The organism is Moraxella sp. FZLJ2109, assembly GCF_024296965.1.
In the GTDB taxonomy this organism is placed as follows: domain Bacteria; phylum Pseudomonadota; class Gammaproteobacteria; order Pseudomonadales; family Moraxellaceae; genus Moraxella.
Window position 1 is genome coordinate 1851207 of sequence record NZ_CP101112.1, and the last position, 21588, is coordinate 1872794.

The following is a 21588-nucleotide window of genomic DNA, read 5'->3' on the forward strand; positions in this document are numbered from 1 at the left end:
CTGCTTGTGCAACTTCGCCTGTTTTCCTTGCCTTATTTCAAATTTGTTTGACTATTATCTTTAAAATAAATTAAAAGCATGGCGGTTGTCATGCTTTTTTTCTGTATAAAAACACCCCAACCGCACCCATCAAAATCAATGCACCCACATAGCCAATCATTGGTAAGCCAAATCCTGCAATCACAAGACCGCCAACCATCGCACCGCCACCAATACCGACATTGAAAATTCCCGAAAAAATCGACATGGCGACATCAGTGGCTTTTGGTGCAAGTTTTAGCACGCGAATCTGTAATGACAGTGCCAAAGCGGTCAGCGATACGCCCCAAATAAACACCAAAACTGTCCAAATACCCTGTATGTCAGCCATCGGCATCAAGCCAACAAGTCCAATAAGCATACCGCCAAATGCTATGGTAATAAATCGATCACCCAGTTTTTCGTAATATCGACCGAACAAAATGCTTGCTACAATCCCAGCTGCGCCAAACAGCAGCAAAGTCATCGTCGCAAAATCTGCACCAAAATCTGTGATATCAAGCACAAATGGCTCAATATAGCTATATGCAGTAAAATGCGCTGTAACAGTCAGCACAATCATGGCATAGACGGATAACAAGGGCTTGTTGTTGATGACGCTTGGTAGGCTAGATAGATTCCCTGAATTTTTGGCAGGTAAGCGCGGTAGTAGATAGGCGAGCAGTAGCATGATAAACATGGCAATCACACCAATCATCCCAAAACTGGTTCGCCAATCCAGTGCCTGACCTAGTACACGACCCAGTGGCAAGCCTAGCACGGTTGCCAATGCACTGCCTGTGGATAGTAGTCCCAATGCTTGAGTTTCTTTACCAATGGGTGCTAGACGCACGACAAGGCTTGCAGTGATTGACCAAAATACTGCATGGGTAATCGCCACGATCGCACGGCTCACAAGCAGCATGGTAAAGCTGGTAGCAAGGTATGAGACGATATGACCGATGGCAAATAAGCCAAAAAGAATCAACAGTAGCTTTTTGCGTTCGATGGTAGCGGTCGCAAGCATCATTGGCAAAGATAGCACAGCAACAATCCATGCATACACAGTCATCATGATACCTGTTTGGCTGGCAGTCATACCAAAGCTGGTACCGATGTCTGTCAGTAGGGCGATGGGGATAAACTCAGTGGTATTAAAAATAAATGCGGATAACGCAAGAATAATGACAGGTAGAAAGCTTTGGTTGGTGTTGGTCATGGTTAGTTATTATTTAGTTATCATTATATGAGATAAAAAAAGCCATTCAGCGAATGGCTTGTGGTAGATTTTGGGTGGTTATAAAGTTATTTAAAAGCGAATCAAGAACCAAAGCTTGCAAACAAATCATAGTCGCTGGCTTCATCAATCGTCACCGTCAGCATATCGCCAGCTTTGACTGTCGTATCGATATTGTCCACATACACATGACCGTCAATCTCAGGCGCATCGGCATAGCTGCGGCAGATGGCGATGTTTTCTTCGGTATCAATCTCATCGACGAGCACGACTAGGCGTTTGCCCACTTTTTCGGCAAGCTTTTCACTGCTGATTTGTTGTTGAAGTGCCATCAGTTGTTCATAGCGTTCTTGTTTGATGTGCTCAGGTACAGGGTTTGGCAAGTCATTCGCCACCGCGCCTTCGACTTCTGAATAAGTAAAGCAGCCGACACGATCAAGACGAGCTTGTTTTAGCCAGTCAAGTAGGTATTCAAAATCTTCTTGAGTTTCGCCAGGGAAGCCCACCACAAAAGTTGAGCGAATGACGATATCGGGACAAATCGCACGCCATGCACGGATACGCTCAAGGGTGTCTTCACTCATTGCAGGGCGTTTCATGGCTTTTAGCACACTTGGGCTGGCGTGTTGGAATGGAATGTCAAGGTAGGGCAACAGTCCGCCTGTACCGCCTGATTTTGCCATGCTATCTGCCATAAGTTGTACGACTTGATCGACATGGGGATAAGGATAAACATAGTGCAGACGCACCCAGATGCCTAGCTTTGCCATCTGCTCGCACAGATCAAAAAACTTCGTCTTAATCGGCTGACCATCCCAAAATACTGTCTTGTACTTGGTATCGACACCGTAGGCAGAGGTATCTTGGGAGATGATGAGTAGCTCTTTGACACCGCTATTTTTGAGTGCGACGGCTTCTTTCATTACGCCATCAATGGTACGACTGACCAAATCACCACGCAATGATGGGATAATACAAAATGTACAGCGATGATTACAGCCTTCTGAGATTTTTAGATAAGCATAATGCTTGGGCGTCAGCTTGATGCCTGCATCGTTGATGAGGTCAATTTTTGGATCATAAGTCTTTGATTTGGCAGGTTTTGGTACATGATGAGTGACGGCTGATACCACTTCATCATAGGCGTGTGCACCAGTGACCGCCAGCACCGATGGGTGCATGGTGCGGATTTTGTCGGCATTTTTGCCTAGACAGCCGGTGACGATGACTTTACCGTTTTTGTTGATGGCTTCACCGATGGCATCGAGCGACTCTTGGACGGCCGACTCAATAAAACCACAGGTATTGACCACGACCAAATCCGCACCGTCATAATCTTTGGCGACTTGGTAGCCTTCACGAGTCAGCTCGGTGATGATGCGTTCGCTATCAACGAGGGCCTTAGGACAGCCTAAGGAGACAAAGCCAACTTTGGGTGCACTACCTGTGGCTTGTGCGATGGCGGCAGCGGATTCATCAATGCTGCGATTTTGGTTGTGATTGGCTTTATGGTGATAGGCAGGCTCGCTCGGGTTTGGTGTTTGGTTTTTTGGATCAAAAATGGTCGGTGATGTCATGATGCACTCTTGGCAAGTTATCTTGAATAAAATTGCTTATTTTAGCATAAAATGCATGGGAATTGTATGGGGTGGTTTGGTGTGGTGTGATTGATTGGGTCGGTAATGGAGAAGTAATAGCAAAAAATCATCTTATACTGTCAAAAGTGTTATTAGGCAACTTCTTATTTTTGGTTAAAGCATCAAACTAAAATCAACTAAGTCACGGAATTTAAGACACTAAGCGGTTTCTGCTACTAACTACCAAGAATCGGGGTGATTACCACCATGCTGTAAATACAATATCTAGAATCAAAAAAATCAGCATAGCGATCGCCATGCTGATTTTTTGTCATTCTTATTTCCAGAAGAAATAAGCCAAGCCGCCAATGATTAATACCGAGCAGATGTTTAATAGCAAGCCGACACGCACCATTTCTTTAAACTTAATATGTCCTGTAGCAAAGACAATCGCATTTGGTGGAGTGGCAATTGGCAGCATAAAGGCGCAGCTGGCACCACAAGCGATGATGGCAGCAAGGGCAATCGGTTCAATGCCCAGTGATTGTGCAACTGCGATAAAAATCGGCATCAGCAAGGCAGCACTTGCGGTATTGGAAGTAAATTCGGTCAAAAACACGATAAATGCCGTCAAAGCAAGCGTAATCACCAGCCAATGTTGGCTAGAGACCAAATGCACGATGGTGTCTGCCATGATTTGGCTTGCACCCGAGTCTTTGAGCACCACGCTCAGTGTCAGACCGCCACCAAATAGCATTAAAATACCCCATTCGACACGCTCTTGGATTTGCGTCCAAGTCGCCGTACCTGCTACGATCAAGGCAATCACCGCAACCATCACCACGACACTATCAAAGCTTGCGATTTTGCCATCTAGACCCAAAACGCCTGAGATGATTGGGTTGATGATTGAGCCAAAGCACAGCAGCAGGACGGTGGTAAAGAAGATGATTAGGGTGGTTTTGTTTTGTGGGGTGAGTTTGATGGCATCGACTTTAAAGTCGAATTTGGCATTGAGATTTGGGCGCAAGACTACCCATAGTGACAATAGCATACTTGGCAATAGTAGCAGCATAACAGGCATGCCGAATTTTAGCCATTCGGCAAAGGTAATATCCAACTGTGATGCCAAAATACCATTGGGTGCACTACCAACCAAGGTGCCGATACCGCCAATATTGGCACTAAAGGCAATGCCCATTAGGACAAATGAGTATGTGCGACGATCTTCAGCGATATTTACACCACTTAGGATGCCTATGGTCAAAGGCAGCATCATCGCAGCCACGGCAGTGTTGTTCATCCACATGGAGATAAAGGCGGTAGCGAAAAACAGATAAAATACTGTCTTTTTCAAATTACCCTTGGCAAGCTTGATGATAAAATGCGCCAAGACTTTATCCAAACCTTGAATTTGCAAGACCGCTGCCAAAACAAAGCCGCCAAAGAACATAAAAATAATCGGCTCAGAAAAGGTGGCAAAGGCATCTTTGGTTTTTAATAATCCCATGCCGATGGCTAAAATAGGAATCATCAGCGCGGTAACGGTGATATTAAAAGCTTCGGTTAGCCATAAGACGCCAGCAAAAACCAGCAGCGCCAAGCCCTTATTTTCTGATGGGCTAAAAGGTAGCGTGTGAATCAATATGAAAAATAAAATCAAATCCAAGGCTAAGATGATTAAGCCTCGATGTTTGGATTGCTGAAATTGCGAAAACAAATTCATCAACATACTCCTAAGTAAAGCACAACAGCCGCTCAAGTCTTGCAAAGTGAATCAACTGTATTTCATTGTGAACCGCCAGCCTACCCATCTGCACCATATTGCTAAAGCAGGCGCAAGGCTACGGCATCATTTTCCATGGTTAGATTATTATTGTCTAAATGGTGTGATTTTGGATTGAATAACAAAAGTAGGGATGCAATAGGGAGTCATCCAAATTATTTATACAAATTATAACATATACAGATAATTTGTGGTGGGATTCGTGTTAGCTAAAAAAGGAGTGATTTTCCCTTCTTTTTCTTTCCATCAAACCCCACCCAGCTCTCCCCTTGATTAAGGGGAGGGAGCCGTATCTTGTAAGCATTAGCTGAAAAGGAACAGTTCCTCCTTTTCAAAGAGGAGGTTGGGAGGGGGTTTGCCAAAAAAGATAAGATTGAAAAAAGAAGGAGGTGATAATGCCAAAGCTTAAAGCAGGCGCGAAACCACCAAAAGAAAAAATCCCCAAGCCAGGGGAGACTTGGGGAGAAAGTGAAAAGCTTATAAAAGCTACACTAAAAGTGGCGCAGCGGACGGGGCTCGAACCCGCGACCCCCGGCGTGACAGGCCGGTATTCTAACCAACTGAACTACCGCTGCATAGTGGTGGGTGGTAACGGGATCGAACCGCTGACCCTCTGCTTGTAAGGCAGATGCTCTACCAACTGAGCTAACCACCCTAAAATGTCTTTTCCGATTTGGAAAATTGATACTGTGTCAAGGTATCACATTTTAAGTCTTGAACCAAACACGCTACAGTGTGTTGCTGTGTTCGTTCGTTGTGGTGCGTATTATATAGAAATTTACACAGGTGTCAAACATTTTTTATCAAAAATTTGATAAATTTGTGATAAATTTTATAAACTATTGAAAATTAACAACTTATTTTCATCAAACTTAGGGCGATTTTGCTAAAGCTGTCTCAATATCTGCTGCTAAATTTTCAGGCTTGGTCATCGGAGCATAGCGGTCAATGACTTTGCCATCACGACCGATGAGAAATTTAGTGAAATTCCACTTGATGCCATCGGTCAAGAGTCCGCCTTGCTGTGATTTGAGCCAAGTATAAATCGGGTGAGTGTGCTCGCCATTGACATCGATTTTTTGCATCATCAGAAAGCTTACCCCATAATTTCTTTGGCAAAATTCACCGATCGCCGTGCCGTGATTAGGCTCTTGCTTGCCAAATTGATTGCATGGAAAACCAATCACTACAAGCCCTTGATTGTGATATTGTTCATGTAGGGCTTGCAGTCCTGCAAACTGTGGGGTGAAGCCGCATTCGCTTGCAGTATTGACGATGACTAGCACTTTGCCAGTAAAGTCAGCAAAATTGATGGTGTTACCCTGTAAATCTTGGGCGCAAAAGTCATAAATGGCGGTCATGGCGTTGTCCGTATTCGTGATGGCTTTGATGTTATTGCTCAAACTTCTTACGCTTTAATAGCACGAGCACCGCGCCATTACCGCCGTCATTGGCAGGGGCGGAGACGAATGCCATGACATCGCTGATTTGTCGTAGCCAACCATTGACGCAGGTTTTGATGATGGCATTTTTACCTTTGCCGTGGACGATTTTCACCACGGTTTCGCCATTGGTCATGGCATTGTGAATCAGCAGCTGTACGGCATTGCGCGCATCTTCAATGCTTGAGCCGTGCAAATCCACCGCATCATACCAGCGCAGTTTGCCTTGTTTTAGCTGCTCGAAGATTTTGTTTTGTAGTGTTGGGTTTTTATAAGACAGATAAGCTTCGCCTGCCACAGGATTAAGTAGCGCTTGCATATCAGACAGGTTGCCGCCGATGTCTTCTCCGCCTTCAGCAGCAGCGCGGCGGCGTAGGGCGTTTTCGTCGGCTTTGGCAGGTTTGTGAAGCACCACTTCATCGGTTTTTAGGGGCGCAACCCCGCTCATCGCCTGCATGAACAGCACTTTATCTTCGTCGATTTGTTCATGATTGAAGCGCTTGACTTCGCCCGCCACTTGCTTGGCGTTCATCAGTGCGACAGGTTCGGTGGGTTTGCCGGTTTCGCTGTCAGGCTTGGAGCTTGGCTTGGCAAGGGATTTGAGATTGTCGTGTAGTTCTTTGGATAATAAATCTTTAAAGCTTGGATTTGACATAAGTTACTCTGAATAATTTTGATCAATATATAATGACAAAAACCGTCAAGGCGACGGCTTTTGTGTAGTGTCCTGCGATTAGCGGTTTGGCAGATGCTCTTTGACTTCTTTAGCAAAGCTGCGTAAAGTCTCAACTGTCACTTCCCAATCTAGGCAGCCATCGGTGACTGATTTGCCGTATTCTAGATCTGCAAGATTGGCTGGGATATTTTGGCGACCGCCTTTTAGGTGGCTTTCGATCATCAGACCCATGATTGATTTGTTGCCTTTGGCGATTTGACCTGCGACATTGTTGATGACCATCGGCTGTAGGTATGGGTCTTTGCCGCTGTTGGCATGGCTTGCATCGATCATGATTTTGCCATTGGTTTTGCCTTTGGCAAGTTCATTTTCGGCAGCGGCGACGGCGGTTTCGTCATAGTTTGGCTTGTCATTGCCACCGCGCAGCACCACATGGGCGTATTTGTTGCCTTTTGATTTGATGATAGCCACTTGACCATCGGCTGACAGACCTAGGAAGCTGTGACCTGATTGCACCGCTTGCATGGCATTGACCGCGACCGTCATGCTGCCGTCAGTACCGTTTTTGAAGCCAACCGGGCAAGACAGACCAGAGCTCATCTCACGGTGTGTCTGCGACTCGGTGGTGCGCGCGCCAATGGCTGACCAGCTGATCAGATCTTGCATATATTGTGGTGTGTTTGGATCTAGGGCTTCGGTAGCGCACGGCAGGCCTTTTTCGTTCAGCTCAAGCAACAGCTTTCTTGCGATGTGCAGACCTTTTTCGATGTCGAAGCTGTCGTTCATGTCTGGGTCATTGATCAGACCTTTCCAGCCTGTGGTGGTGCGTGGTTTTTCAAAATAGACACGCATGACGATGAACAGCTCATTTTTCAGCTCTTCTGCAAGCACTTTTAGTTTATCTGCATATTCATGTGCTGCCACAGGATCATGGATTGAGCAAGGGCCGACCACGACCAGTACGCGCTTATCGATGCCATCTAGGATGTTTTGGATGGTTTTGCGGCCGTCTAGTACGGTTTGGTACGCGGTATCAGATAGTGGTAGCTCGGCTTTTAGGCTGCTTGGTGTAATTAGCGGAATGATTTTGTCGATGTTCACGTCGTCGATGTCTTTATTTTGGGTGATCATAATGGGCTTTCCTAGTCGGTGGGTTTGTGGCTACCAAGGGGCAGCGTCACAAAATTTCATGCCACATTATGCCTGTTGTTGGCGTGTATTACAAGCACTAATGTACACTTGGTTTAGAAAAATATGTCAAATAGTTATGAAAAATAGTTCTAAGCAAACCAACTGTATGAGTCTTGCTGGATTGATTGGCTAAAATACAAAGGATTATACACTCAATTTAATAAACCCATTGCATAAGCCAAGTCATGGAAATTTTTTGAGTAACTGCCGCGCTTGTGGTATGATAAAGCGATTTTTTCAATAATAAGTTTGAGCGATTTATGACGACTTCTACCCCGACTTATGCCAATATCCAATCGATCGTCGCTGAAGATTTTGCCATCATGGATAAGCAGGTTTTTGGCAGTCTGAATTCTAAAGTGCAGCTGGTGATGAGTGTATCTAAGCATGTCATCGATGCTGGCGGCAAGCGAATGCGTCCGCTGATCACGCTTTTGACCGCGCGAATGCTACAAGATGTACAAAGTGAGCAGGCGATGCAGCTGGCGGCGATCACTGAGATGCTGCACACGGCGACACTGGTGCATGATGATGTCATTGATGCGTCGGGTATGCGCCGCGGTAAGCCGACGGCGAACGCCACTTGGGATAATCCAACGGCGGTGCTGGTGGGGGATTATCTGATTGCTCGTTCATTTAATTTATTGGTAGGATTTAATAATTTACCCCTGCTTAAGCTGTTCAGTGATGGGACTTGTGACATCGCCGAAGGGGAAGTATTGCAGCTGCAGCATCAGCACAATCCACAGACAGTAGAAGCTGATTATCTACAAATCATCGATGGCAAGACTTCGCGTCTGTTTATGATGGCGACCAAGGGTGCAGCGATTTTACAAGGTCGTGATGAGTATCTGGATGATTTGGGTGCGTTTGCTTATCATTTTGGTAATGCGTTTCAGATGATTGATGATGTGCTGGATTTCACAGGTGATGTGGCGGTAATGGGTAAGAATCTTGGCGATGACTTGGCAGAAGGTAAGCCGACATTACCAATCATCAAAACTTTAGAAATTCTAAAACAAAATAATGATGTACATTATGATACGCTGCGTATCGCGGTGCAGACAGGCAAGGTGGAAGATGTCAGCCTGTTGATCGGACTTGTGCAGTCATCAGGTGCGCTGGATTATTGTAAATCACGCGCGCTAGAAGAGACACGCCTTGCTCAAAAGGCGCTTGAGAACCTACCTGCTAACCGCTACCGTGATGGCTTATATCAATTGACGGAGCTTGCGAGCAGTCGATTGGTGTAAAATCCTTATAAAAATCAGCCATTTTCAAAGTTTGAGTTGAAATTGGCTGATTTTTTTTGTGCTTAAATTTTGGATTTTACACTTTTTCATAGGAAAAAGTGTAATTAATTATTTATAATATAAATTTATAAAACTAATTAATATAATATCAACTACCAGTAACAAACCCAGCAACAGCAGTAAGAAACTTCCCACAATCCGCAAAAAATCTCGTATAATAAACAGTTTTCATAATCATCAAGAAGTATCAGCACTATGAGCAAACTCAATCCGCGACAGCATGAAGCGATGATCCATGTGTCAGGGCCTTTGTTGGTTTTGGCGGGCGCAGGGTCGGGCAAGACTTCGGTTATCACCCAAAAAATCGCCCATCTGATTCAAAATTGCAACATCCCAGCCGATCGCATCACGGCGATGACCTTCACCAATAAGGCGGCGCGTGAGATGAAAGCTCGTGTGCAAAAGCTACTCCCAAGCGAGAAAACGCGAGGTTTGACGGTTTCGACATTTCACCATTTTGGCTTACAATTCTTACGATTTGAACTAAAAAATACACCACTGAAATCCAATTTTTCGATCATGGACAGCGATGATTCTAAGCGACTTTTGACTGAGCTGATGATGCGCGACAACATGAGCGGTGCGGAGAGTCGTGAGCTTGTTGGTAAGGCGATTAAGATGATTTCTGATTGGAAAAATGATCTTGTCGCTCCTGAAGATGCTGCTGAGACCATTGACAATCCTGAAGATATGATGTTTGTGCATCTGTATGCCTTATATGAGCGGAATTTGCGCGCGTATAATGCGGTGGATTTTGATGATTTGATCGTGATGCCAGTACGGATTTTGAGCGAAAATAAAGAAGTGCGCGATAAGTGGCAAAATCGCATCCGCTATTTATTGGTCGATGAATACCAAGATACCAACACCGCGCAGTATGAGCTGATCAAGCTTTTGGTCGGTGTTACGGCGCGCTTTACCGTCGTTGGCGACGATGATCAATCGATCTATGCGTGGCGTGGTGCGAAGCCTGAAAATATGGCGCTATTAAAAGAAGATTTTCCATCATTAACCGTGGTTAAGCTTGAGCAAAATTACCGCTCGACCAACCGCATTTTGAACGCTGCCAACTCAGTGATCACCAATAATGAGCATATCTTTGAAAAGGCGTTGTGGTCGGATAAAGGGCATGGCGAGCTAATTCGCGTGGTGACTTGCCCAAGCGATCTTGATGAAGTGGAACGCGTTGCTAAGGAAATCTTAACGCATCGCTTGCGTCATGGTAATACTTGGGATCAATATGCGGTGCTGTATCGCAGTAATTTTCAAGCGCGAATCTTAGAAACTGAATTGCGGCAGCTTGATATTCCTTATAAATTATCAGGCGGCACATCATTCTTTGCACGCACCGAAATCAAAGACATCATGAGCTATCTGCGGATCATTATCAATCCAGATGATGATGCAGCATTTTTAAGAATTATTAACACACCAAAGCGCGGTATGGGTTCGGCAACGCTTGAGAAATTGGGACTACTTGCCCAAGAATACGGCATTTCGCTGCTGTCTGCGTGCAGTCATGCAGGACTAAAAGCGGCAGTAGGTGCAAAGGCAAGCAATACCTTGGCGGATTTTGGCGAATTTATCGAACGCTATACGCGCGATCTATATGACAATCCTGATCCGATGCCGCTTGTGCGTCAGATGATTGTTGAGATTGGCTACATTGACTATATTAAAGATGATGCCAAAACGCCGCAGCAAGAAAAGGTACGCCTTGATAATATCGAATCGCTGTACTCGAGCATCACAGCGCTGATCAATCGCGCTGAAGATGAAGATGAGCAAACCATCGATGCGGTGATTCGTAAGCTTGTGCTGCTTGATATGCTGGAGCAGCAGCAAGAAGAAGAAAATACCAATAAGGTAAACTTAATGACCTTACACGCCGCTAAGGGTCTTGAGTTTGACTTTGTATATATCATCGGCTGTGAAGAAGAGATTTTGCCACATCGCAATTCGATCTTGACCGACAGCATCGAAGAAGAGCGGCGGCTGATGTATGTAGGCATCACGCGCGCGCGCCTTGAGCTGACGCTGCTACTTGCCCAAAAACGCCGTGCTGGCAAAGATCTAAAAGCCACAACGCCATCGCGATTCTTAGACGAATTGCCGCTTGAGCATATCGATTACCCTGCCAAAAAAGGCGCGGTCAAAAAAGACTCCAAGCAAGTGGCAAGTGAATATCTTGCTAATATTCAAGCGATGCTTGCGGCGAAGAAGAAGGGGTAGATTGATATACTTAAAAATAAACCCAAGCTCATCACTTGGGTTTATTTTTACAAATCGATTTTGCTTTTTGGTAGGGCTTGCAGGGTGCATTTGTGCACAGATATTTGATTTTAAAGTAAGTTTTTTACAAACCCATCACACTCTTCGGAAGCTTCTCCAGCGCATCTGCCGAAGTTTTTCGTATCAGCTCATCATTGCCAAAAGCTGCAACCGCTTGTTTATTTATATCGCTTAAGCTGTCATAAATTTGTGGTAAGCGCAACTCAAGCCACGCAAGCGCACAATACAGCGCGATGTCGCCTGCACTATGCTGAAACTCAAGCGGTGGTAGGGCGGATAATGCTTGCTGCAATAAGGTATTGGAACGCGTGACCAAAGGATGATCGCCACAATCACTCTTGCCAAAATACACGATGGTAAAACTGCGCACGCCTAGGTGTAACAGCCCCAATGCCTTACTGAGTGTGGGCAGTGTTTGAGTATCAAACGCTTGTGGTACTAAGGCTTGTAGCACCAAAGCCGTTTCGGTGATGACCGTACCGTCTGCCAGCACCAAAGCAGGCACTTGGCTTAAGGGATTGGCTTGGGTCAGCTCACTTGGTGTCTGCCACGGCAACACAAATTCAAGCTTGGCATCCACGCCGTATAGATGCGCAATGCTGATGATCATCCGTGTAAATGGCGATGTGGTGCTGACATATAAAGTGGGTTTTTGGATATTATTCATCATATTTTCCTAATTTTCTATTAACTTAAAATTTATAGAAATCAATCACGACCACGCATAAAAATCAGCACAATCATCAAGGCAATGGCTTGCAGTAGCAAAATCGCCATCACTGTCCAATCCCACTGTCCGCGCGCATAAACCAAAGCACAAATCCACGCGCCGATAAAGCCGCCGCCATAGTAGGACATATAATAAATCCCCGTGGCAAGCGATCGCCCTTGTGAGACATGGCTCGTCAGATAGGCGATGGTTGCCGACTGTGTCACGAACACGCCTGACGACATCAAAGTCAGTCCTGCGATGACGACCCACAGCGGCGTCGCCAAAGTCAGCGCAATGCCGATGGCGGATGTGACCACAGCGGCGATGATGGTCGTAGTCGTGCCAAAGCGCGCCGTGACTTTGGCTGACATCGGCGTGATGACCATGCCGATCAGATAAATACTAAAAATATTGGCAAGGGCTGCGGTGCTTAGCTGATATGGTGCGTTCGCTAAGTGCAGATTAACAAAGGTAAAGCAGCCTACCAAGGTAAACAGCACGCACGCGCCCAGTACGCTACTGCTGATGACATGGGGATTTTTGGTGTGGGATAATAGCGTCTCAAAAGCGTTTTTAAAGCTTTCGCTGATGATGAAATTGCGCGATTTTGGCAAAGTTTTCATCACCCACAGCGCACCAATCAGCGTACAAATCGCCATCACGCCATAGCCATAACGCCAACCGATAAAATGCTCAAGATGTCCTGCAAAAAACCGCCCGCTGAACCCGCCCAGCACCGTGCCTGACACATACAGCGCCATCATCGTCGCCAGATGCTCGCTGTATTCTTCGCTGATATAAGCGATCAGCACCACCGTAATCCCTGGTACGCTAATCCCTTGTAAGAACCGCCACACCGTAATCTCGCTCATGCTGCTACTGATGCCGATGAGCCCTGTGGGAATGGCAAGTAAAAATAGCCCGCCGACAATGAAAGGCTTACGCCCCAAGCCATCAGACAGCATCCCCATAAATGGCGACATCACCGCGATGGCAAGTACCGTTGCGCCGACCGCCATCCCAGCTTCGATCTCATTGGCATTCAAATCATGAATCAGCACGGGCAAAATCGCTTGCACTGAATAGACTTGTAAAAAGGCAAAAAAGCCAATCATGGCGACGGTGAATTTCTCTGCCAAAGTGGGCGCAGCTTTGTGTGGGGCGATGGTATTCATGATTGATATAAAATTTACAAAAATCTTAGGCATTGTAACACAGTTTGGCATGGTTGCAATGATATATCAGTTATAATAATGGGTTTATAGATTTCGATGATGAATTGGACAGGATTGATGGGAAGATTTTTAAAACAAATTGAAATCATTTAAATGAATATATTTTTTTTTATAAATTTTAATAAAATTCTATAATATTAATCAGATTTGTGCATCTTGATAAAGATGTTTTGTAAAAATAATATAAATTTATTTAAAAATATCCACCCAAAATCCTTAAGCAAAAACCGCCAAAACTCCCCAAAAATCTGCTAAAATAATGCGATTTGTAGAATAATTATCATTCATTCATTATCATTAAACTTTATCATTAAATTTCGCATTCATATTTTGGAATTACGACCATGACCACCGACACACAGCATAATAAGACCACAAGCACGCATCAGTCCATCATCATTGTCGGTGGTGGCAATGTCGGTTTGTCATTTGCGCTTTTATTGGCACATCATCAGATTGACTGCGTGCTGCTTGAGCATTTTCGCTATCCGACCATAGAAGTCGATGATGATCGTGAGCGTACGCAGTATTTGGACAGCCGTAATACCGCTTTGTCGCGCCGCACGGTGCAAATTTATCAAGAGATTGGCTTGTGGGATCGCTTACAAAGCCATGCCTGCCGTATCGATCGCGTGCTGATCAGTGAAGTGGGCAGCTTTGGCAAGGCAAGCCTAGAAAAAGACGCTGAAGGCGTGGAAAGCTTTGGGCAGGTGATGGAGAACGCCCATCTTGGCAGGCAGCTTTTGCTTGCTGTCAAGGACAGTCCATACATCACGCTGTATGATGGCGCAAGTGTGACGGACATTGCCCAAGATGAGCAGTCGGCAAGCGTGACGGTGCAGTTTGACACAGGTGAAAGCCGTGTTTTGACATCGACACTTGTAGTGGCGTGCGACGGTCAGCATTCTAGCGTGCGTAAGCTGCTTGGCATCGATGTCGATACGCATGAGTATGGTCAAGTGGGCATCGTCGGCGTGGTGCAGACCGATGAGCCGCATCGACACAGTGCGATTGAGCGATTCAGCACGGCAGGGCCATTGGCGGTGCTGCCACTGACTGATGGCAGGGGCGATGGCGGCACAGGCAGCACCCAAGGTTATCGCCGCTCGGTGGTATTTATCTGTAAAAAAGGCGAAGAAAATCAATATCTTAATGATGATGACAAGTACCTACAAACCCTGCAGCAAGTCTTTGGCACAGCAGCAGGGAGATTTGTCGCCACAGGCAAACGCGGTGCATATCTGCTGACTAAGGTGCTGGCACATCGTCAGGTCTCAGGGCGATTTGTCATCATGGGTAATGCTGCGCACACCTTGCATCCTGTGGCGGGACAAGGGTTTAATCTGTGTCTGCGCGATGCATATTCGATGGCAAATCTGCTTGCCAAAGCGCGAGCCGATGATGGTGATGCGGTGGATTTTGGGCGTTATGATCGCTTGGCAGCGTACGAACAATCACGCCTAAAAGACCAAAAACGCGTGATCAAATTCTGCGATACCGTCGTCGGTAGCTTCTGCCACCCCAATCCTGTGATGAAATTTGCGCGTAATGTTGGTCTTGTGTGTTTTGATAAAATCCCTGGGATTAAGCCATTGGTAGCGACTTATGCGATGGGTTTAAAATCATAAATTGGCATTGAGCGGTTTGTATAATTATTTTAATAAAATTATTAGCATAATGAAAAATAACAAGGATAACGGATGATATTAAAGGCATTTTTGGTGATTTTTGGCTGTTTGTTCATTGGTCAAGTGGTGATTGCACTGACTGATTTGCCATTACCGCCAAGTATCATTGGGCTTGTGGTGTTGTTTATCGCGCTACAAACGGGCGTGGTGCAATTGGCAACGGTCGAAAAGCTTGCCAAAGTGCTGATGGATTATTTAGTTTTGCTTGTTATTCCTGCTTGTATTTCGATCATGCAGTATCTTGACATCATCCGTGATGACTTGTGGGTGCTGATTGTCGCGGTCTCATTGAGCACTGTATTGGTGCTGATCAGCACGGCAGGGTCTTATACTTGGCTGCGAAAACTACAAAAGTCGCACCAGCAAAAACGCACTAAGGCAGGTGCGTGATGGCGATGGTCGATCAGTATCTTGCTCTAAGTCATGAGCTGCTGCGCAGTCCATTTTTGTTATTGATGCTGCTGATTGGCGTGTTTGAATTGTCAGTATGGCTGCGCAATCGCACTGGTCAGCCACTGATTAATCCGACGCTGGTCACGACAGTGGTGGTAATCGGTGTGCTGATGCTGTTTGATATTGACTGGGCGAGTTTTGAAAAAGCAAGCAACTACATCACTTTTTGGCTACAGCCTGTGGTGGTTTGCCTTGCTGTGCCTTTATATATCCAATGGCAAAAAATCAAAGCGCAGTGGCTGCCTGTCATCGTCTCGCAGATCATTGGCAGTGTGGTGGGGATTGTCACAGGAGTGGGCTTGGTGCGTGTGCTTGGCGGTAGTGATCAGAGCGCGGTTGCGACAGCTGCCAAATCGGTCACCATGCCGATTGCTATCGAAGTGACGACGGTGCTTGGCGGTGTGGTTGGCATTGCGGCAGCGACGGTCTTGATCGCAGGCGTGGTCGGGCAAGTGATGGGCGTGTGGATTTTACACCGCTTTGGGCTTAAGCTGCCCATGGGAATGGGGCTGTCATTGGGCAGTGCATCACACGCTTTAGGCACGGTGCGATCGATGCAGCTGGGTGCAAAATATGTCGCCTACGCCACTTTGGGATTGATTCTAAATGGGGTTATGACGGCGTTTTTAGCGCCGATTTTGGTGCCGTATTTGTTATGAATTTTGGCGGAAAAAATCATTTTCATCCACTGATAATTTTAAGATAATTTAAACGAACAAGCAGATAATTATGCAACAAATCATCATTCAGTTGGCAGGTGGCATCGGTATGTTCCTGCTTGGCATGAGCCTGATGACCGACAGCCTAAAGGCGATGGCGGGCGAAAGCTTGCGGCAGTGGCTTGGACGATTTACAGGTTCGCCATTTAAGGCGATGATGTCAGGCATCGGCTTTACGCTGGTTGTGCAGTCATCGACGGCGACGACGCTTGCGACCATTGGCTTTGTCAGTGCAGGGGTACTAAGCTTCACCCAAGCCATCGGCGTGATCATCGGCGCTAATATCGGCACGACTAGCACAGGCTGGATGGTGGCGCTGCTTGGGCTGAAATTCTCAGTATCGATGGTTGCCTTGCCGATGGTTGGTGTCGGCGCGATGATGAAATTGCTTGGCAAAAATACTGTCGCGCTGCTAGGGCTTGCTTTGGCAGGTTTTGGCTTGTTGTTTATCGGCATTGATTTTCTACAAAGTGCGATGGCAGGCTTTGCTGAGCAAGTGGATTTGGCGCGTTGGTCGAATAATGATGTCTTGACGCGGCTGATTTTGGTGCTGATTGGCATTGTGATGACCATTTTGCTGCAGTCATCGAGTGCGGCGATTACCGCGACTTTGGCGGCATTGGCAGGCGGGGCGATTGATATGCCACAAGCCTTGACACTGGTCATTGGGCAAAATATCGGCACGGTGGCAACTGCGGTACTTGCTGCCATCGGCGCAACGGTGAGCGCGAAGCGTACCGCGGCGGTGCATGTGGTGTTCAATGTCTTGACGGCGGTGGTGGCGTTTTTTGTGCTGATGCCGCTGCTGTTGTGGCAAGTGCGTACAGGGTGGTTACAAGATTGGGACAATGTCTTGGTGATTGCCTTATTTCACACAGCATTTAGTATCATGGGTGCGATGATTTTTATGCCGTTTACGCGTCAGTTTCAATGGGTGCTTGAGCGCATGATTCCTGAGCGCATAGATGGCGCACACACGCTTTATCTGGACGAAAGCTTGTTTTCTGTACCAGCAGTCGCCATCAGCGCTGCCAAATCTGCACTGAATCAAACTGTTGCAGCAACACTCAGCCAACTGGTGAAAGCTTGCCGCGGCGAGATGTCGGGTACTGCTATTGATGTCGCGCAGCTGGATGATTGTTTACAAAAAGTGGATGAATATCTGAACAAAATGCCTGTGCCGCAGTCGCAAGCCGATCAAGAAAAACTCATGCGCTTATTACAGCTCATCGTCTATATCCGTGTGATTCGTGAAGATCTGATACACGCTGAATTCATTGATGTTTTGCATGGTTATGCCGATGCATCATTGATGCGTGAAGTGACGGCGAAGTTTGAACAGTTGGCGGCATATTTGACACAAGAGCATGAATATCTGCCGAGTGAATTTGTGGCAAGTTTTGTACAGTTTGGCGACTCAATGAAAGCACAAAAAACCGATGTACGCCTTGCGATCATTGAGTATTCAGCACATACACAGACACACGCAGCAGATGCACTCAATCTGATTGTGGCACGCCGCTGGTTGGACCGCTTGGTTAAGCATACAGCCAAAATGCTTTTGGTGCTTGAATCTCCAAAGATAAAACATGAGATGATTTAATTAAATAATATACTTGATACCATCTGAATAAAAAACAGCAATAACCATCATTCATCATTGCTGTTTTTATTATTTAATTTTAAAATTTCAATGTTTAAAAATTAATAATAATGTCAAATTATTAAACATTATGAACTGACATCTGCTGCCCAACGCTGCTGATGGCTTTTTAGCCAATCTTTAACCGCAGTAGCTAAATTGTCACTATTTTTGGATTGAAAGCCATCAAGTGCAGCCAATGGCGCAGACAGGCGAAAATCACCGCCGTCACGCGTCAGCTGCCATGCGATGATGGCGCATGTTTTTTTGTCCAGTTGAGATAATTCGATACGATGGGCGATGTTGTATTCATTGTCGCGAAAAGTGGCAATACCTTTATTAGCAAGGCGTAGCGGCTGATTGTGATAACTTGCCATGACAAATACAAGCTGATTGCACTGCTCATCAAGCTCATTAGGACGAATCCAAATCTCTTCTTGACTGATCAGACTGTCTTCAAAGCACTGCGCACCGATCAGGGCATCACCTTTATGGCGAATCGACGCGCTATCATTACGCAGATTACCATACCAAATCTGCTCTAGCAGCTGATGCTGACGGTCAAACACCAAGCAGTACAGATCAATATCCATCGACACAGGCGCACTACTACCAAGTGGTAATTTACCAAGGAGCGCATCCAAACCGCGCTTAGGCACTAAAGTCTCATCATAATCGACACACGCGTGCAGGCTGCTGCCTGTCAAGCCTAAGTGATTGAGCTTTTGATCTTCAAAAAACTCGATCAATGGCGCGCTTGGTGCTGGGGTTGTGCTCGTCTGAGTAAAATCGGTCATGGTAAATGCTTAAGTCATCAGAATATAAAAAGCCTATTCTAGCAAACTTATGTATAAATTCCTACCCTAATCGCAACTGTGTAATGAGTGAACGAGTGTATTTGCAATTGTACGACATTCATTAACAAAAACACACATTTACTCGTATAATCAATACAAAGTCGCGGTGCTATTCGGTGGTGATTTTGGGGTGAAAATGCTAAAATAACTACGGTAAAAATTTGATGATTGTCATTATCCATCATCAGGATTTGTCAATCCTAAACCCACTAAATATTTATAGTATTTGAAAAGATATTTTAAAAATTTCATAAAATAATGGTACTACTATGAAACTGCCGACTTTTCGCCCCTTGCCCATCACTGTGACGCTCACTGCCATCAGTATTGCTTTTACTGCGGCTTTGGCTGGTTGTCAGCAGGTCGGTGAAGCGGTGAATGGTGCGGTCAGCGAAGTGCATCTGCCGCAGAAGACGATTCAGTCTGTGGCGGCGCTACCTGACCAATCGCACACGGTTTATGCAGGTTATCAAACTTTATCGAAATATCATTGGCGCTTGGTTGATGCGACAATGCAGGGTGCGCCATTGCAAGTTTATCAAGATATTATTAAAAATCAACAAGGGTCTTTGGCCTTCAGTAGTGATAATGGTGCGCAGCGTTATGGCTATACTTTTGGCTGTAATAGCGCGGGCGGTGAGTATCAGTTGGAGCTTGGTCAGGTTACTTTTACAGGTGATGCATTCAGCACGCTGATCCACTGTGGCGATCTGACAAATGCCGAAAATCGCTTTGCGCATGATCTGGACGGCAGTTTATTAACGCTAAAAATTGATGAAACCAATTTCACCGCTGAGATGACTCAGTCGAAAGGTGGCTTGGTGATGCATTGGCAGGGCGCGATGAAGCCTGAAGTCCGCTATGGCAAGCCTGTACAGCTATACTGGGAGATCGCACCTGAGAAGGTGGCTTGTGTCGATGACGCGGGCAATGATCAGCTGTGCTTAAAAGTGCGCAATGTCAATTATGATGAACAAGGCATCAAAACAGGCGCAGGCGCGTGGCGTAATTTCGATGGTCAGATTGATGGTTTTAAATTTGACCCAAACATCCGCCAAATCATCCGTTTGAACGCGTTTAACAATCCAAACGGCGAACCAAATCCTTATTATGTCTTTGATCAGATGGTCGAGAGCGAAGTGATTCGCTGATTGACAAAATCATCGATAAAACAGGGCGATTAAATGATTGTCCTGTTTTTGTATTGGTGGTGAATTATCGTATCTCAACAAAGTACATCACTTGACTACACTAAGTAAATTAACATCATCAGGTTGTTTGCTTCCAATTAATCTTCCCGAATCATCTATTTTTTAAATTTAATAAATCATCATCAGTCAGTCGCCAGCGTCCTTTTTTCTTGGATGTGGCGCGACCGAGTAGGGCGGTGTTACCGATGAGCTTATGCATCGAATGGCTTGAATGTGCGTGGCAAATGGCGCAGGCAAGCCCATCGGCGGCGTCCTGCTGGGGGATTACTTCAAGTGATAAGATGCGGCAGACCATCGCGCTGACCTGATCCTTGTCCGCTGCACCGTAGCCGCAGACGGCTTGTTTGATTTGGCGCGCGGTGTATTCTGAGACGGATAAATCAAGCGCGGTCAGTGCGGCGATGGCAGCCCCGCGCGCTTGCCCAAGCTTCAATGCTGAATCGGGGTTTTCCGCCATAAATACTTGCTCAATGGCGGCGTGCATGGGCTTGTCGCTGTATTTTTGGTAATGGGTGACGATGCGCGTGATGCCTGCAAAAATCTGCGCGATGCGCTCGCTCATCTCGGTGCTGTTTGTGCGAATGGTGCCTGCGTCCAAAAAGGTGATTTTGTCGCCTTCGGTGCTGACGATGCCATAGCCTGTCTTGCGCGAACCGGGGTCGATGCCGATGATTAGGGTCATAATGTTTATATTGCGTAATTAATAAGTATAAAGGGCTTGAAAACTTGTCAATCGCCCAAATAGTCTGTTAGTATAGCGTATTTTTCTATTTTTGCGAATTTTTATAAGGAATTGCTATGGGTGCTTTGGTTGGCATTGCTTTGGTTTGGTTCATCATCGAGATGCTGGTGTGGTATTTGGTTGCCCAAATGCCGGGTATGAGCGGCTGGTATGTGTTCTTTTGGTTCGTGGCAGCGGCATTTATCGGATTGAGCTTTATCCGTAAGGCGGCAGGCACGCTAAACCCAATGGCGCAGCAGATGAAAGCGATGCAAAGTGGCGTCATCCCCAATCCTGCCAATCAGCCATCAGAAGGCTTAGTGACTAAGGCAGTGGCGTCAGGCATTGCAGGTGTGTTGTTCTTGTTACCAGGTCTGATCAGCGATGTGGCGGCGGTTGTGCTGCTGTTACCATTTGTGCAGCGCAAACTAACCACTGCGGCGAAAAACTATGCCATGAAAAATCAAGACAAGCTGATGAAAATGATGGCAAATCAAATGGGCGGTCAAAGTCCATTCGGTGCGATGGGCGGCATGGGTGGTAATCCCTTTGGTGGTATGAATGGCCAAAATCCATTCGGTCAAGGCAATCCTTTTGGTCAATCAGGCTTTGGCGGTACGACGGTCGATGGCGATGCCACACCAGTGAATAAAAATGTCAAACGCATCACATCAGCGAATGATGATTGAGCCAGATTGAATGCTAAAAACCAACCAGTCGGTTGGTTTTTATTTTGTTTGAATTTCAACAAAGTTATTAAGTATATAAAAAATCGCCCACCGATTGATCGATGGGCGATTTGCACTGCTAAATCATGA

General features: G+C 46.0%; 18 protein-coding genes and 2 tRNA genes. 8 read left to right on the plus strand and 12 right to left on the minus strand.

The window, feature by feature from the left end; genetic code table 11:
* Positions 1 to 88 precede the first annotated feature (88 nt).
* The 8 genes from NKU06_RS08905 to NKU06_RS08940 all read right to left on the minus strand — a co-directional run bounded on the left by NKU06_RS08905 (position 89) and on the right by NKU06_RS08940 (position 7867).
* On the minus strand, positions 89 to 1237 hold the full coding sequence (locus NKU06_RS08905; protein WP_254730144.1) for a sugar transporter: 1149 nt from the start codon (positions 1235 to 1237) through the stop codon (positions 89 to 91).
* A gap of 101 nt (positions 1238 to 1338) precedes the next feature.
* Positions 1339 to 2832 (minus strand): 30S ribosomal protein S12 methylthiotransferase RimO, encoded by a 1494-nt coding sequence (rimO, locus tag NKU06_RS08910; RefSeq protein WP_254730146.1) that lies wholly within the window; start codon positions 2830 to 2832, stop codon positions 1339 to 1341.
* A 337-nt stretch (positions 2833 to 3169) separates the two neighbouring features.
* Positions 3170 to 4558, minus strand: a complete 1389-nt coding sequence (locus tag NKU06_RS08915) for a DASS family sodium-coupled anion symporter (protein WP_254730150.1) — start codon at positions 4556 to 4558, stop codon at positions 3170 to 3172.
* Positions 4559 to 5116: 558 nt separating this feature from the next.
* A tRNA-Asp gene (locus NKU06_RS08920) sits at positions 5117 to 5193 on the minus strand.
* Between the two features lie 4 nt (positions 5194 to 5197).
* Positions 5198 to 5273: transfer RNA gene (locus NKU06_RS08925), tRNA-Val, on the minus strand.
* A 217-nt stretch (positions 5274 to 5490) separates the two neighbouring features.
* Complete coding sequence (locus NKU06_RS08930) at positions 5491 to 5979, minus strand: glutathione peroxidase (RefSeq protein WP_254732197.1); 489 nt, start codon at positions 5977 to 5979, stop codon at positions 5491 to 5493.
* A gap of 31 nt (positions 5980 to 6010) precedes the next feature.
* Entirely contained in the window at positions 6011 to 6715 is a 705-nt protein-coding gene (locus NKU06_RS08935; RefSeq protein WP_253223367.1) for a Smr/MutS family protein, read from the minus strand.
* Positions 6716 to 6793: 78 nt separating this feature from the next.
* Positions 6794 to 7867 carry a 3-deoxy-7-phosphoheptulonate synthase gene (locus NKU06_RS08940; protein ID WP_254730153.1) on the minus strand — a complete coding sequence of 358 codons (1074 nt, stop codon included), beginning with the start codon at positions 7865 to 7867 and terminating at the stop codon, positions 6794 to 6796.
* Positions 7868 to 8187: 320 nt separating this feature from the next.
* Here NKU06_RS08940 and NKU06_RS08945 point away from each other — a divergent pair, with 320 nt between their 5' ends.
* Both NKU06_RS08945 and NKU06_RS08950 read left to right on the plus strand, forming a co-directional pair.
* Positions 8188 to 9180: a polyprenyl synthetase family protein gene (locus NKU06_RS08945; RefSeq protein WP_253223369.1), complete on the plus strand. Its 993-nt coding sequence runs from the start codon at positions 8188 to 8190 to the stop codon at positions 9178 to 9180.
* A gap of 255 nt (positions 9181 to 9435) precedes the next feature.
* Entirely contained in the window at positions 9436 to 11472 is a 2037-nt protein-coding gene (locus NKU06_RS08950) for a UvrD-helicase domain-containing protein (RefSeq protein ID WP_254730155.1), read from the plus strand.
* Between the two features lie 124 nt (positions 11473 to 11596).
* Here the strand turns inward: NKU06_RS08950 and NKU06_RS08955 are convergent, their stop codons facing one another.
* Positions 11597 to 12199 (minus strand): glutathione S-transferase N-terminal domain-containing protein, encoded by a 603-nt coding sequence (locus NKU06_RS08955; RefSeq protein WP_254730157.1) that lies wholly within the window; start codon positions 12197 to 12199, stop codon positions 11597 to 11599.
* 41 nt (positions 12200 to 12240) lie between these two features.
* Positions 12241 to 13419 (minus strand): MFS transporter, encoded by a 1179-nt coding sequence (locus tag NKU06_RS08960; protein WP_254730160.1) that lies wholly within the window; start codon positions 13417 to 13419, stop codon positions 12241 to 12243.
* Between the two features lie 404 nt (positions 13420 to 13823).
* On the opposite strand from NKU06_RS08960, the gene NKU06_RS08965 reads away from it, so the two are divergent.
* The 4 genes from NKU06_RS08965 (at position 13824) to NKU06_RS08980 (ending at position 17942) form a co-directional block, all read left to right on the plus strand.
* Positions 13824 to 15107 carry an FAD-dependent monooxygenase gene (locus NKU06_RS08965; protein ID WP_254730163.1) on the plus strand — a complete coding sequence of 428 codons (1284 nt, stop codon included), beginning with the start codon at positions 13824 to 13826 and terminating at the stop codon, positions 15105 to 15107.
* 72 nt (positions 15108 to 15179) lie between these two features.
* Positions 15180 to 15557, plus strand: a complete 378-nt coding sequence (locus NKU06_RS08970) for a CidA/LrgA family protein (protein WP_253223374.1) — start codon at positions 15180 to 15182, stop codon at positions 15555 to 15557.
* Positions 15557 to 16279, plus strand: a complete 723-nt coding sequence (locus tag NKU06_RS08975; RefSeq protein WP_254730166.1) for an LrgB family protein — start codon at positions 15557 to 15559, stop codon at positions 16277 to 16279. Before NKU06_RS08970 ends, NKU06_RS08975 begins: the two co-directional genes overlap by 1 nt.
* Before the next feature lie 70 nt (positions 16280 to 16349).
* On the plus strand, positions 16350 to 17942 hold the full coding sequence (locus NKU06_RS08980) for a Na/Pi cotransporter family protein (RefSeq protein WP_254730169.1): 1593 nt from the start codon (positions 16350 to 16352) through the stop codon (positions 17940 to 17942).
* Between the two features lie 128 nt (positions 17943 to 18070).
* On the opposite strand, the gene NKU06_RS08985 is transcribed toward NKU06_RS08980, so the two are convergent.
* On the minus strand, positions 18071 to 18778 hold the full coding sequence (locus NKU06_RS08985) for a TerD family protein (RefSeq protein WP_254730172.1): 708 nt from the start codon (positions 18776 to 18778) through the stop codon (positions 18071 to 18073).
* 329 nt (positions 18779 to 19107) lie between these two features.
* Between NKU06_RS08985 and NKU06_RS08990 the strand changes: the two genes are divergently transcribed.
* Complete coding sequence (locus NKU06_RS08990) at positions 19108 to 19989, plus strand: META domain-containing protein (RefSeq protein WP_254730175.1); 882 nt, start codon at positions 19108 to 19110, stop codon at positions 19987 to 19989.
* Positions 19990 to 20140: 151 nt separating this feature from the next.
* Here NKU06_RS08990 and ruvC read toward each other — a convergent pair whose 3' ends face one another.
* Positions 20141 to 20731, minus strand: a complete 591-nt coding sequence (gene ruvC / locus NKU06_RS08995) for a crossover junction endodeoxyribonuclease RuvC (RefSeq protein ID WP_253223380.1) — start codon at positions 20729 to 20731, stop codon at positions 20141 to 20143.
* Positions 20732 to 20847: 116 nt separating this feature from the next.
* Between ruvC and NKU06_RS09000 the strand changes: the two genes are divergently transcribed.
* On the plus strand, positions 20848 to 21459 hold the full coding sequence (locus NKU06_RS09000) for an FxsA family protein (protein ID WP_254730178.1): 612 nt from the start codon (positions 20848 to 20850) through the stop codon (positions 21457 to 21459).
* Positions 21460 to 21588 lie beyond the last annotated feature (129 nt).